The organism is Cohaesibacter marisflavi (genome assembly GCF_963665895.2).
GTDB lineage: Bacteria > Pseudomonadota > Alphaproteobacteria > Rhizobiales > Cohaesibacteraceae > Cohaesibacter > Cohaesibacter marisflavi.
This window is the reverse complement of sequence record NZ_OY762534.1, coordinates 2,514,161-2,526,761: the sequence shown is the minus strand read 5'-3', so window position 1 is coordinate 2,526,761 and position 12,601 is coordinate 2,514,161. Positions and strand designations below refer to the sequence as shown.

Here is a 12,601-nt window from a genome sequence, read left to right as displayed (position 1 = left end):
GGGCATTATACTACAGCGCTTTTGCTTGTTGATGCGCGAAATCCGCCCTTTGCGGCTAATTTATTATTCCTGCTCATGATGGCATTTACACTTGCCGGGATAGTATTTTTACGCGGGAAGCATTATCTCGATCACAAACAGTTGAACGCTTATGGGCGCGCCGGTCGATAAGAAGCCAACAAGACCAATTAAGAATGCAAGGACTGACTCGCTATGCCAAGACCCCGCATCATATGCCACATGGTTGCGTCCCTTGACGGGCGCCTTTTGACCGAACGCTGGAACGGATTGCCCGAGACAGCGCTGGACCTTTATGAAGAGGTTGCCGACCGGCTGGATACCGACGGCTGGATCGTGGGGCGAACCACCATGGCGAGCTTTGTGCCCGCCGCAGAAGCGCATCTGGATTCCGGTCCGCAAGACAATGGTGCCATCACCGCCAGCGACCATCTCGGCGCCTCCAGAGGGCGGAGCCTTGCCATTTGCTTTGATCGCAAGGGCAAGCTGATGCCCGAGACGGATGACGTGGAAGGCAGCCATCTGGTGCTTGTCCTCTCGGATCATGTTGCCAAAGAGCATGTGGCCTATCTGGTTGAAAGAGGCGTTTCGGTCTTCTTTGCCGGACCGGAAGGCAACAATATTGCCAATGCGATTGAGCGGATCGGCGTTGCCTTCGATGTCAAGGCGTTGCTACTTGAGGGCGGAGGCATGCTAAATGGGGCCTTTCTGGAGCAGGGGCTGATTGACGAAACCAGCACATTGGTTATGCCGGTGCTGGACGGCCAGTCGGGAATTCCCTCGATTTATGATTATCAGGGTCAGTTGCAGGGCCGGCCTCTTGAGTTGTTGGGCGTGGAAACCCTCGACTATGATGCAGTGTGGATGCATCACCGCATAAGTGGCGGCTAAGGCCCGATCCGATCAGTTTGTCTATTTTTATGCGTTTGCAAACGCACCCATGACTCATTCAAGGATTGCCCATGCCCACTTCTCCAGAGCGTGATGCGCGGGCGGTAACGCTGACGCTCGTCGCCATTTCAACCGCGCTGTCACTGATTATCTTCACCATACCCTTGACGACAATCAACGCCGTGACCCAGGACTTGCGTCTTACTGCCGGTGAGATCGCATGGATCATGAGCGGCATGCCACTGGGCTGCGCCGTCGGCTTGCTCACCTCTGGCGCATTGGGCGATACCTATGGGCGCAAGAAGGTCTTTCTCGGCGGGCTGCTGATAACAGTGGTCGCATCTATCGTGGCGGCGTTGGCTGAAAGCGGACTGGTGCTTATCCTGGCGCGCGTGGTGCAGGGGTTGGGCAATGCCGGAGTTATGGCCTGCGGCCTCGGGCTGCTCGGGCAGGTTTATCATGGTGAGGAGCGCGCTCGCGCAACGGCCATCTGGGCCGCATCTCTGGGCAGTGGTGTTGCCATTGGACCGATTCTGGCCTCCATCTGCCTGTCCCTTGGTGGCTGGCAGGCCATTCAGTGGGTTGCCGCGATTGCGTCTGGTGCACTGGCTCTGGCCTCTCTCAAGCCCTTGCCGAAAAGCGAACGCATTCCCGAGCGGATCGATCTGCTGGGCAGTATCCTGATGATGGCTGGTATGGCCTTTCTTCTTTCCGCACTGACACAGCTCAGAATGGGCATTTCTGCCGAACCGGTCCTGATGTTGCTCGCGAGTGCCGTGCTGATTATCGCATTCTGTTTTCTGGAGCTGCGGGTACGCAATCCAATCATTCAGTTGGACCTTTTTAGGCGGGCCGACTTTGTTGGTGCAACGCTGGCCGCCTTCGCCTCGGGTGCCGGTGTGCTTTCCATCATGACCATGGTGCCCACGGTATTGGAGCGCAGCTTGGGGATCAGGCCTCTGTTTGCAGCTACCATACTTCTTGCTTGGTCTGCCATCACAGTAGTCGCCGCGCTGGCCGCGCAATATCTGCCTCGCAGTCTTTCCGCTCGCAATCGAGTGGTGCTGGGCATGGTGGGGTGCATCTTCGGACAGTTGCTGCTGTTGCTGATGAGTGGCGACTATATCTGGCCCATCGCGTTGCCCGGGCTTTTCGTCTCCGGTGTGGCCAATGGGATTCTCAACGCCTCGCTCGGACATGCCGCCGTGGAAAGCGTGCCGGTCGAGCGGGTGGCAATGGGGTCGGCGGCCAACAATACTGCGCGTTATCTTGGCTCTGCCATCGGCATTACCGTCAGTGCCGTGCTTATATCCAATGCCGGCCCGTACGCCCTGTCTCTTGGCTGGCTAGAAGCCGTACTGGCGACAACGGGTTTCAGTGTGCTGGGGCTTCTTGTCATGCTTTTGCTGGACCGCCGGTCTGCGCGTAAATCTATGCCAACCTAGACTCGCGATGATCAGGAGAGCAGATTCTTTCATGAACCGCACCAATAAGTCAGATGAGATATCGGTATATTAACGCATCCGGCCTTTCTGACTAGACTTGTCTTTATGCAGGGAAAGGTGCGTCGACTTTCGCCCGATGAAAGTAACCCTGCATCTGATGTAACGCGTTGGGCTCTCCCATCCCCTTTGATGCAATAAGGGCCGATAGGCCAAATTATTTTTCTACTGATACTCATGAGGATATACGATGTGTGAAAAATGCAAGAATGGCCATGTGCACGATCACTCCGAGGTAATTGACCACGGACGCCGCGATATCATGATTGGCGGAGCCGGTCTGGCCGCCGGTGCCGCGTTTGGCTCGGTCTTTTCAGCTGGCAGCGCCATGGCGCAAGGTGCAGATCCCATGGCAGCGGAATCCGTCGAGGCCTTTGCCTTTAACAAGGCACACGGTCCGGCCAAAGCCATGTCCATCACCCGTCGCGCTGTTGGACCGAACGATGTGAAAATGGATGTCATGTTCGCTGGCATCTGCCATTCCGATATCCATACCATCAATGGCGACTGGGGTCGTGCCGGTCCGTTCCCGCTGGTGCCTGGTCATGAGATCATTGGCCGCGTAACGGCCGTGGGCAGCAACGTGACCCGCTTCAAGGTTGGCGACATCGGTGGTGTCGGCTGCATGGTGGATTCCTGCGGCGAGTGCGAGAACTGCCTCAATGATCGCGAGCAGAACTGCCTGAATGGCACCACATGGACCTATGGCGCAGAAGACAAGGTCTCCGGCGGTCTGACCTATGGTGGCTATTCCCGCAAGATCGTGGTCAAGGATCATTTTGTGGTCAATGTACCGGATAATCTGGATCTGTCCCGCGCAGCCCCTCTGATGTGCGCCGGTATCACAACCTATTCCCCGATGCAGTTCTGGAAACTTGAAAAAGACCAGCGCGTTGGTGTGGTCGGCATCGGTGGTCTCGGTCATATGGCAGTCAAGCTGGGCGTGGCCCGCGGCGCAGACGTCACTGCTTTCACCACCTCTGAATATAAAATGCCGCTCATCAAGGCCATGGGTGCCACGCCGGTGCTGGCCAGCGATGCGGACACCATGCGCGGCATGATGAACAGCTTCGATCTGATGATCGCCGCCGTGCCCTATGCCTTCGACATGCAGCAGTTCATCAACCTGCTGAAGCTTGATGCGACCCTCGTCAATGTTGGACAGTTGGCACAGATCGATGGTCTCTCGGGCATGATGATGGGTTTTGGCCGCAAGAGCCTTGCTGGCTCCATGATTGGCGGTATGGCGGAAACACAGGAACTGGTCAATTACTGCGCCAGCCACAATGTTCAGCCAGACGTGGAGATCATCAAGCCAAACCAGATCACCGAGGCCATTTCCCGCGTGATCGATAAGGATGTGAAATTCCGCTTCGTCATCGATATGCGTGAAGCCTGATTGGCTTTGTGATGACGATACCAACCCCGATAACAGCTCTGAGGCTCCTCCAAAGGAGCCTCTTTGCCATGTTGGTGATAGCGAGCGTTGGCACATCTGGTGCCAAAGCTGAAGAAGGCAAGACAAAAGCAATGGCTACTGAGACTAGAATAACACTAACTATCAAGGGAACGGTCATCAACGCCGTACTCAACGACAGCAAAACTGCCAAGGATCTGTTGGATAGATTGCCGCTTACACTGCAGCTGCAAGGCTATGAGTTCGATTTTTGCGGTGTGATGCCTGAAGGCCTTGCCTATAAGGAAAGCGACGCCACGACCGGTTGGAAAAATGGCGATATTGCGTTCGGACCGGGCGCCAACTGGTTCACCATTCTCTATGGTGGTGAGGAGCAGTCAGGAGACAGCGGACCGCTGGTAAAATTCGGCAGGATTTCGGATCCGCTTTCGCGTCTCGACGCGCTACCCCGCAGTATCTCGGTAACGCTCGCCAAGGCTGACTGAGAGCTTGAGTGCGATAGCATAAGGGGCTAGGGGCCTGATCATAGGGATCTTAGCTCTTGATGAAGACGCCGCAGGACCACTCCTGCGGCTTTATTCACTTTCAAGATCTGGCTATTACTTGATTGCCTCAATGCGGGCCTTGAGCGATCCGGATTTTGAAAGCGCCTTTATCGCCCCTTCATCAAATCGCCCCAGCCTGACAAGCCCTGCTGAATAACGGAAATCGCGATAGAAAAGCGCCACATCCCCCCACGGGGCATAATAGGTGATATCCCCCGGCTCAGGGTCTATCCCGTCTGGCACATCCGTCGTAGATAGCTTTTCTTCCGGATAGAAGATCTTTTCGTTGCTGGCATAGTCTTCCAGTGTCACGTCGACAGGCAGCATGGCCAGAAAATCCCGGCTGGCGGAGTTGTCTTCCAGCGTCGCTGTTAGCGTCGTATTAGCAAGGATAAAACGCACGCGGGCGCCTTCTGCAGATGCTGGCAGGGCCATTGATGGTGCGGTAAGTGCGAGCATCATCGCAAAGCCGATGCCAAGCGCCGAGCCATTGCGGGAAATGAAACTGATCGATGAAGTGGTCAAGACGTCTCTCCTGATTGGGGCATGCTTTATGCAGGATGCCGATATTCTGCCCTTGGCGCAATTCACGAGTTGCTCAACTCACTCATGAAGCCGGTGCAACAATTCCGGCTTTGCTGGGGGGGGGGGGGGCGTTAGCAGTCATAAAAAAGCACCGACCGCGAGAAAACTCGGGGCCGGTGTCTATAGGATTGTTATTATTATTATTTTGGTTTCTTATCCTTGACTATTGACAGCTGTAGCTGTCGATTTTGGTTGGGTCTCCCCCTTCATAGTGGGCTTCTTGCGGGTAGGCGCAGATTGGTTGGGTGGTGCTTTTAAAGCTCTTGCCCCTCGCGGCCATCTGTTCAGGAGCTTCGTTGCTATCCATCCATTTTTCCATCACCGTCAGCGGGTCGAAATCGTCCAGAGCCGGACCGCCGCCGCAATGGGTCATGCCGGGTACCATGAACAGGCGTGAGAAATCCTTGTCGCCGGTGTTGGCTTCGGCCTTTTCATACCAGCGCATCAGATCGCTGGCCGAGAAGACCGGATCGGACATACCATGGAAAACCAGCAGTTTGCTGCCGCGTTGGGCATAGGTGGTCATGAAGGTGGAATTGGCATCAAAATAACCGCCAACCTCACGGACAGCCTGTTCGGCTGCGCCAAAATCGAGTGTCGTCAGATCAACATTTGGTGTTGGCGGTGTCAGGAAGAGCTGTGAGAAGGAGGCCATGCCAAGCACCACATTGAGTGCGTTTGACTGGCCAGTCTCGGAGGTGCCGAGCTTCCAGGCACGCCAGCCCGGCGCGTTGATGCCCGCATCCACTGGCCAATCGCTATAAACCGATTGGCCATCCGCATCCACCGGTCCGGCCATGATGGTCTTTAGTGCGTCCAGCTTCTTGTCTTCAAGCTTGCCGCGCAGGCTCTCCAGATCGAACGTACAGCTTTTGTAGGCATTGATCAGGCCGTCTTTGAGGCCGTCCAGATCATCACAGGCATCAAGCACGGCTTCGGAAACCAGATCAAGATCCTCTTGCGTCAGGGCCTTTGCCAGAATTCTCGCGCCATTCTCTTCCGGAGCGATGGCCATGAGATGCTTCACATCCCAAAGTTCCGCGAGCGGTGCATGGGAAAGGTGAAAGCCGGGGTTGCCTGCCACCACGCCATCAAATTCCAGCGGGAAGCGTTGGGCTGCCATCAAGGCTTCGCGCCCTCCGTTCGAACACCCCATGAAGACCGATTGCTCGGGCTCTTTGCCGTAAAAATCACCGATCAGCGCCTTGGCCACATTGGTCACCTTGCCGATGGAAGCAAAGCCGAGATCAAGCCGTGCTTGCTGGTCTTGCGCAAAGGAGGCGTCTCGTCCGTTATGGCCGCCATCCATGCTGATCACCGCGTAGCCGCGGGTAAGGGCAGGGGTGGCTGTGGTGGTATTCACCGGAACGGAGCCGATTGCCGGAGCAATGAAGCCATCCATGCCGCCGCCGCCCTGAAACAGGAAACGGCCATTCCAGTCAACCGGAGCGCGGAATTGGAAGCGGATGCCATATTGCCCGTCAACACCGGCGCGATCTTCGATCTTGCCTTCCACAAGGCAGTGAGTGCCAACTGCGAGCGCGCGCGGAGAACCGCCGGTCATGGCCGAGTTGGGGTCGGCAGGCAATTCTCCGGCCTGCTGAAGGGACGCTGTATCAATGCGGACATTGCGCATGCTCAGCCCTGACAGTGCTTCGCATTGGCTTGCCATGCTATCAGATTGTGCCGTCGCAGGCAGGGCGGTGCTCGTTATGAGCACAAGGGAAAGACCTAGAAAATGCAGGGACATCGGATTGTCTCCAAAAAAGGGAAACGGGAATTCGGCTTCGGGTGTTGAGGGCACTATAACAATGTATTTTTCGAATGAATAATGCTAATATTCGCGGTAATTGAACAGAAAATCAGTTTAATTGGGCATAAATGTCAAGGAAGGGCGCTGTAGATTCATGCAAATTCCCAGAACGACGATAGAACAATGGAGTGTTCTCCAGGTCGTGGTGCAGTCAGGCTCTTTTGCCTTGGCCGCAGAAGCCCTCAATCGCAGCCCCTCCTCCATCAGTTATACGGTCAACAAATTACAACAGAGCCTGGGGGCTGAGCTGATGAGGGCAGACGGGCGCAGAGCTGTGCTAACCGCTCTTGGCCGTGAATTGCTCGATACAGCAGTGCCCCTGATTGAAGATTTCATAGAATTGGAAGCGCAGGTGCGCAGCCGGGACGCGGAGTTTTCCCAACGGCTCAGCCTGAATGTAGACAGTCTGTTCCCCTCGCATTTGCTGTTTGAGGCCCTGTCGCATTTTTCGAGGCACTATCCAGACCATCGCGTGGATCTGCAAGAGCATGTACGTCGTGCGGTGGTGTCTGAAGCTGGTGCAGATTGGGATCTGGCCATCTCCATGCCATCGCCCAATCTGCGCAGCATTGCCCGGCTCTATGAAAGCCGCTTCCTACAGGTGGCCCGCGCGGACCACCCCCTGATCCAGAGAAAACCCACGCGGTCTGCCATGATGCGTCATACAAGGGTTGTTGTGGAGGGAGACGAGGTGATCGCCGGAACCGCTTCACCCAAAGAGGGACGGTTCTGGATTGTTGAGAGTGTGGCAGCCATTAAGGCCGCCATCCTGCAAGGCAATTGCTATGGCTGGATACCGCAGGAAGAGATCAAGGAAGAGCTGGCGCGCGGAGAGGTCGCTATTCTGGATCTCGGGCCGGTGGCTCAAGGCTCCATCCCGCTTGAACTCTATATGCGCGAAGCGGTGGAGGCCAGCGCGCCCATCCGCTATCTTGTTGAGTGCCTGATAGAGGTGGCCGAACACCATCGACAAGCCGAAGCTTCAGCATTGCCCTCAGGCCGGCTTGATGCGGATTAGTTCGTCAGTTTTTTCGCTGTTATGGTGCCATTCATCGGCTTGATCTGATCAATACCGGACAGGCCGATGCCGAGCCGGTGCATTTCATCCCCCGCATAGAAATCCTCATAGAGCATGAAAACGTCACCCCACGGGGCGTAATAGCTCAACTCACCCTTGATGCCGTCATGATAGGCCTCGCGAACCGTAACCTCCAGCTTGTGAGGCGGGTAGAACATCCATTGCGCATTGCGGAAATTGGTGAGCGGCAGCTGCAGAGGCAGTTGGGCGTAAAAATCCTTCGCCGCTTGCGTGTCATAGAGCTGGAAGGTGGCCCTGTTGGTGCCGGATGTGATTTCCACCTTCATAGCGGATAGCGCAAAGCCTTGCGCGACGGGTACCGGCCCTGCATGCGCATCGGCCGCAAATGCATTTCTTTGGCCGGTAGGCAACAGACTAGCAAAGAGTATGGCTGCAAGCCCAAGGGCCGCCGGAATGGTTGGTCGGTATATTGCCATTGTGAAAACTCCTCTGCTCTGCCTTTACAGTCTTGAATGGCAGTAGTCTACAGGGATCTGACAAAGGGAAAATCCACGTCATGACGCAGCCAGTCATGAGGCTCTTTCATGTGTCAAAGCCCCCCTGACTTCGGTTTGAACCGAAGTGTTGCTTCCCACTTTGCGCTTCATCTATGAAACCACCCCATGAATGCTATGTCTGTTTGGCTCATGAAACGAGCCTCCAAAAAGGCCAAGTTGAAGGCAGGCATTTAAAAATGTTTAAAAGCGCCGCACGGAAGAGACGCTATGTGTTCCTTTCGTGAGCTTGCGCTTGGTTCCATTTAACAAGGAGATATTGCAATGGCTGAACAGAATCCCGTCTGGTTCATCACCGGTTGTTCAACCGGCTTTGGACGTGAAATCGCCAAACTGCTGCTCTCGCAAGGCATTCGTGTGGCAATGACTGCGCGCAAGCTGGAAAGCATTGCCGATCTGGTTGAAGGCAACGAAAAGATTGCCCTGCCGCTGGCTCTCGATGTGACAGACAGCGCCCAGATCGATGCTGTCGTGACCAAGGCTGAGGACCATTTCGGTCAGATCGACGTGCTGGTTAACAATGCGGGTTACGGATATTTCGCCGCCATCGAAGAGGGCGAAGAAGACGAAATCCGTCGCCAGTTTGACACCAACGTCTTTGGTCTTGCCGCTCTCACCCGTCGCGTTCTGCCGGGCATGCGCAAGCGTCGATCGGGGCACATTTTCAACTTCTCGTCCATTGGTGGCCTGACCTCTCACCCGTCGCTTGGCTATTATTGCGCATCGAAATTTGCCGTGGAAGCCATTTCCGAAGCCTTATCCAAGGAAGTTGCGCCACTGGGCATCAAGGTTACCCTGATCGAACCATCAGGCTTCCGCACCGATTGGGCCGGTCGGTCTTCGGTCGATCCGAAAGTCACCATCGACGACTATGCCGAAACCGCCGGTTATGTCCGCAGCTTGCAGCATGACAATTCCGGCAATCAGCCCGGTGATCCGGAACGTCTGGCCAAGGCGATTGTCGATGTATCCAGAAACGAAAATCCACCTCTGCGCTTGCTGATGGGCTCTTATGCCTACAATCTGGCGATGGAACGGGTTGAAGAACTGCACCAGACATTCGAGGAATGGAAAGAGGTCACCTGCGGTGTCGATTTCCCGGATGCCGAACTTTCTGACATGTAGGCGTAAAAGGCCGGTTTGAATAAACCGCCGGAACGCAAACGTGAAAAGAAGACAAATGTGAAAAATCAAAAGCCGGTGGGAACCAATCCTGCCGGCTTTTCCTTGGCGCATTTCTCATCTGTGCATAAAGGGCGAGCGAGTTGGAGACGCCAGAATATGGCAGAAAGCATCAGGCAAAATAAAACCGGGCCCCGTGGGGCCCGGTGTGATGGCAATGTTAAAGCGATGCGCTCGCAAAGGTGGAGGCCTTACAGGAACTGACCATTGTCCACCTGAATGACCTGTCCGGTTACGGCACGGCCCATTTCCGAGGCGAGATAAAGCGCAGCATAGGCCTGATCGATCGGCTCGGTGGAAGGCACGCTGGTGTTGGTATATTTATCCGAAAATTCCAGCATCTCGCCGCCGCCTTCCTGTTCTCCGGCTGCCCATGCGCGGGCGGCGTCGGTGTCTGTTACGCCCGGCGCAATGGCATTACAGCGGATCTTGGTGCCCGAAAGACGCATCGCGATATTCAGCGTCATGGTATTGATGCCGCCCTTGGTGGAGGTGTAGGCAACTCCGCAGATCGGTGTGGTACCGTTCACAGAAGAAACGTTGATGATACGGCCTTCATTGCGCGGCATCATATGATTGACGGCTTCGCGACAATAGCGGAACGGGCCTGCAAGGTTGATCTGCATGATTTCGTCAAAATGCTCGGTGGAGGTTTTTTCAATGGCGAACATTTCCCCAACACCAGCATTGTTGACCATGATGTCAACCTGACCGAAGGTGTCGATGGCTTCCTTGAAGACGCGAGCAGGCGCTTCCGGATCGGCATTGTCAGCGATGACACCGATGGCCTGGCCGCCTTTGGTCTTGATGGCTTCCACGGCCTTGTCGAGGCCTTCTTTGCCACGTGCCGTCAAAACCACATTGGCACCTTCTTCTGCATAAAGATCGGCAATGGCAAAGCCGATGCCCTTGCTTGCACCTGTAACAATGGCAGTTTTGCCTTCCAGTAATTTTTTCATTTCAAAGTCCTTTCTTCTGTCAATAGGATGCCCGAACGCAGCCCCAGAGATGCGCCGGGAAAAGCGAGCCGGAGCAAGGCTCCGGCTCGTTCAGGAAAATTGGGAAATCTGGGGCGAGGGGAAATCCCCTCACCGAAGAGCAACAGATGTCTGATCAGGCCTGCTGAGAGGCTGTCTTGGGAGTGACCTTGACGGTTGCTGCTCGCGCCCTGTCCGAAATCATCGAGGAGAGATAACGGCTGTGGGCATATTTTGCTTTGTAGGCTTCATCAATTCTGTCGTTGATTTCGCCTTCGACAGGGTCAAAGTTGACGTCATGAACGGCTGCTGCGAGGGTTAATTGTCCTGCTTTTTGTTGTAAGGCAGCCTGATACCAACTGGATCTCGTTCCGCTGTAAGCTCGGACGAAAAGCGCGTCCTCCACTACAACAGACCAGATAAATGTCGGTGTGCCGCAGGTTACCCCGTCTTGGCGGAATGGGGCGATGCGGCAATCATCGGCTCTGGCAAAAGCTTGTAATTGTTCTGTTGTCCAAGCCATTGGAACCTCCGTTCTTATTCTTATCAATCTGTCGTCTGCGGCTGGTTATTCTGTGCTGGTTTTCGCATTCGGCAGATCGTTTGACCGTCTGTCCCTTAGCTATGTGGCGCCTTGGAGCGAGAAATTAATGCGGGCATTTTCACTGACAGTCATGAGCCTGCTTCATTAGCCCTGTTTGCAGCCTGAATAGTCCCGTTTCATACACTGGCCAAATGGTGCAGTCTGGCCAAACTGATTTGGACGCGCATTGACACAAAGTATATGGTTGTATATACAACTAAAGATGCAGAAGCTTTACGACATAAAGAATTCCATGGGCCATCTTACCGGGCTGGCGAGCCGGTTGTTCAACAATCTGTTGGCATCCCGTTTTCACGCAGCCGGCATCGACATGACGGCAGAACAATGGGGGGCGATCGTCATCCTCATGAATATGGAACCCTTGTCGCAAGGCCAGCTTGGCGAGCAATTATATCTGGACAAGTCGAGTGTCAGTCGCCTGACAACCGGTCTCGAAAAGCGTGGTTGGGTTATGCGCTCGAAAGATCCTGATGACAATCGCAAGAAGGTTCTGATCGTGACGCCGAGCGCTCGCGACCTTGTCGAGCGCTGTTCAGACATAGCCCGATCTGTCTTGCATGATGCAGAGCAGGGGCTTCAGGCCGATGCTTTGGCCGCGCAGAAAGCAACACTGACCCAAATCATTTCGAATTTGAGAGGCGCAGCCCCATAGGATTGCACATTTTCACCTTATCTGACCCAAATCCGAGAAATCGGAACGCTTACTCACCATGACAATCGGAGAAGATCTATGACAAAACGCAATGCACTGGTAACGGGAGGAGCTCGAGGCATTGGCGCAGCTGCGTCAAAGGCTCTGGCGGCTGACGGATACCGGGTTTTCATCAACTATGTGAACAGCACCGCCGTTGCTGATGCTCTGGTAGAAGAAATCAAGAGTGCCGGTGGCGAAGCCGTGGCTTTGCAGGCAGACGTGCGCGATGATGCTCAGCTCAAGGGCATGTTCGACAAAATTGAAGCAGAGTTCGGTGGCGTGGATGCTCTGGTTTCCAACGCCAACATGAACTTCACGGCCAAGCCATTTATCGAGCAGACCTGGGAAGAATTCGCCCAGAAGCTGAATGACGAAATGCATGCGTCCTATCAGGCTGCAAAATTCGCCATTCCTTCCATGCAGAAAAAAGGCTATGGTCGCCTGATCTTCATTTCAAGCACTCTGTCTGAAGCTCCGGCTCCCAGTTTCATTGCGCATGGTTCGGCCAAGGGCGCTCTGGACAGCTTCTGCAAATATCTGGCGCAGGAACTCGGCCCACTCGGCATCACCGCCAACATCGTGGCTCCGGGCCTTGTCGAAACCGACGCTACCAAGAATGCTCCGGACGAGTTCAAGGAAATGATCCGTAACTTCACGCCGACGCAAAAAATTGCAACGCCGGAAGATGTTGCCAACACGATCCGCTTTCTCGCCAATGAGAAGAGCGGCCATGTAACCGGCACCTACAATCCGGTTTGCGGCGGTGCTTACCTGCCTTGA

Annotated in this window: 13 protein-coding genes; 8 read left to right on the top strand and 5 right to left on the bottom strand. The window is 54.9% G+C overall.

The annotated features are described in order from the left end of the window. The first annotated feature begins 213 nt into the window (after positions 1-213). The 4 genes from ACKPCT_RS12515 to ACKPCT_RS12500 all read left to right on the top strand — a co-directional run bounded on the left by ACKPCT_RS12515 (position 214) and on the right by ACKPCT_RS12500 (position 4,313). On the top strand, positions 214-909 hold the full coding sequence (locus tag ACKPCT_RS12515) for a dihydrofolate reductase family protein (protein ID WP_319569365.1): 696 nt from the start codon (positions 214-216) through the stop codon (positions 907-909). 71 nt (positions 910-980) lie between these two features. Beyond that, complete coding sequence (locus tag ACKPCT_RS12510) at positions 981-2,354, top strand: MFS transporter (RefSeq protein WP_319569364.1); 1,374 nt, start codon at positions 981-983, stop codon at positions 2,352-2,354. 247 nt (positions 2,355-2,601) lie between these two features. Continuing rightward, entirely contained in the window at positions 2,602-3,810 is a 1,209-nt protein-coding gene (locus ACKPCT_RS12505) for an NAD(P)-dependent alcohol dehydrogenase (protein WP_319569363.1), read from the top strand. Positions 3,811-3,878: 68 nt separating this feature from the next. Continuing rightward, on the top strand, positions 3,879-4,313 hold the full coding sequence (locus tag ACKPCT_RS12500) for a cyclophilin-like fold protein (protein WP_175528002.1): 435 nt from the start codon (positions 3,879-3,881) through the stop codon (positions 4,311-4,313). A gap of 114 nt (positions 4,314-4,427) precedes the next feature. Here ACKPCT_RS12500 and ACKPCT_RS12495 read toward each other — a convergent pair whose 3' ends face one another. Next, positions 4,428-4,898: a cyclophilin-like fold protein gene (locus ACKPCT_RS12495; RefSeq protein ID WP_319569362.1), complete on the bottom strand. Its 471-nt coding sequence runs from the start codon at positions 4,896-4,898 to the stop codon at positions 4,428-4,430. A gap of 223 nt (positions 4,899-5,121) precedes the next feature. After that, positions 5,122-6,708, bottom strand: coding sequence for a tannase/feruloyl esterase family alpha/beta hydrolase (locus tag ACKPCT_RS12490; protein ID WP_319569361.1), 1,587 nt, complete (start codon positions 6,706-6,708; stop codon positions 5,122-5,124). Between the two features lie 157 nt (positions 6,709-6,865). Here ACKPCT_RS12490 and ACKPCT_RS12485 point away from each other — a divergent pair, with 157 nt between their 5' ends. Next, on the top strand, positions 6,866-7,789 hold the full coding sequence (locus ACKPCT_RS12485; RefSeq protein WP_319569360.1) for a LysR family transcriptional regulator: 924 nt from the start codon (positions 6,866-6,868) through the stop codon (positions 7,787-7,789). Here the strand turns inward: ACKPCT_RS12485 and ACKPCT_RS12480 are convergent. Further along, positions 7,786-8,286 (bottom strand): cyclophilin-like fold protein, encoded by a 501-nt coding sequence (locus ACKPCT_RS12480; protein WP_319569359.1) that lies wholly within the window; start codon positions 8,284-8,286, stop codon positions 7,786-7,788. The two genes, ACKPCT_RS12485 and ACKPCT_RS12480, sit on opposite strands and share 4 nt — an antisense overlap. A 342-nt stretch (positions 8,287-8,628) precedes the next feature. On the opposite strand from ACKPCT_RS12480, the gene ACKPCT_RS12475 reads away from it, so the two are divergent. Then, a complete protein-coding gene (locus ACKPCT_RS12475) occupies positions 8,629-9,489 on the top strand; it encodes an oxidoreductase (RefSeq protein WP_319569358.1) in 861 nt (286 codons plus the stop codon). Positions 9,490-9,737: 248 nt separating this feature from the next. On the opposite strand, the gene ACKPCT_RS12470 is transcribed toward ACKPCT_RS12475, so the two are convergent. Then, positions 9,738-10,505, bottom strand: coding sequence for an SDR family NAD(P)-dependent oxidoreductase (locus tag ACKPCT_RS12470; protein ID WP_319569357.1), 768 nt, complete (start codon positions 10,503-10,505; stop codon positions 9,738-9,740). Between the two features lie 154 nt (positions 10,506-10,659). Beyond that, the gene (locus ACKPCT_RS12465) at positions 10,660-11,046 is read right to left on the bottom strand and encodes a DUF2255 family protein (protein WP_319569356.1); all 387 of its coding nucleotides are present in this window, start codon (positions 11,044-11,046) and stop codon (positions 10,660-10,662) included. Between the two features lie 313 nt (positions 11,047-11,359). Between ACKPCT_RS12465 and ACKPCT_RS12460 the strand changes: the two genes are divergently transcribed. Next, on the top strand, positions 11,360-11,779 hold the full coding sequence (locus ACKPCT_RS12460) for a MarR family winged helix-turn-helix transcriptional regulator (RefSeq protein WP_210186699.1): 420 nt from the start codon (positions 11,360-11,362) through the stop codon (positions 11,777-11,779). A 78-nt stretch (positions 11,780-11,857) separates the two neighbouring features. Then, entirely contained in the window at positions 11,858-12,601 is a 744-nt protein-coding gene (locus ACKPCT_RS12455) for an SDR family NAD(P)-dependent oxidoreductase (protein WP_319569355.1), read from the top strand.

Coding starts and splice junctions, on each gene's coding strand:
- ACKPCT_RS12480 (WP_319569359.1), bottom strand. CDS start 8,286: ATGGCAATATACCGACCAACCATTCCGGCGGCCCTTGGGCTTGCAGCC.
- ACKPCT_RS12490 (WP_319569361.1), bottom strand. CDS start 6,708: ATGTCCCTGCATTTTCTAGGTCTTTCCCTTGTGCTCATAACGAGCACC.
- ACKPCT_RS12460 (WP_210186699.1), top strand. CDS start 11,360: ATGGGCCATCTTACCGGGCTGGCGAGCCGGTTGTTCAACAATCTGTTG.
- ACKPCT_RS12505 (WP_319569363.1), top strand. CDS start 2,602: ATGTGTGAAAAATGCAAGAATGGCCATGTGCACGATCACTCCGAGGTA.
- ACKPCT_RS12515 (WP_319569365.1), top strand. CDS start 214: ATGCCAAGACCCCGCATCATATGCCACATGGTTGCGTCCCTTGACGGG.
- ACKPCT_RS12465 (WP_319569356.1), bottom strand. CDS start 11,046: ATGGCTTGGACAACAGAACAATTACAAGCTTTTGCCAGAGCCGATGAT.
- ACKPCT_RS12455 (WP_319569355.1), top strand. CDS start 11,858: ATGACAAAACGCAATGCACTGGTAACGGGAGGAGCTCGAGGCATTGGC.
- ACKPCT_RS12475 (WP_319569358.1), top strand. CDS start 8,629: ATGGCTGAACAGAATCCCGTCTGGTTCATCACCGGTTGTTCAACCGGC.
- ACKPCT_RS12485 (WP_319569360.1), top strand. CDS start 6,866: ATGCAAATTCCCAGAACGACGATAGAACAATGGAGTGTTCTCCAGGTC.
- ACKPCT_RS12470 (WP_319569357.1), bottom strand. CDS start 10,505: ATGAAAAAATTACTGGAAGGCAAAACTGCCATTGTTACAGGTGCAAGC.
- ACKPCT_RS12510 (WP_319569364.1), top strand. CDS start 981: ATGCCCACTTCTCCAGAGCGTGATGCGCGGGCGGTAACGCTGACGCTC.
- ACKPCT_RS12500 (WP_175528002.1), top strand. CDS start 3,879: ATGTTGGTGATAGCGAGCGTTGGCACATCTGGTGCCAAAGCTGAAGAA.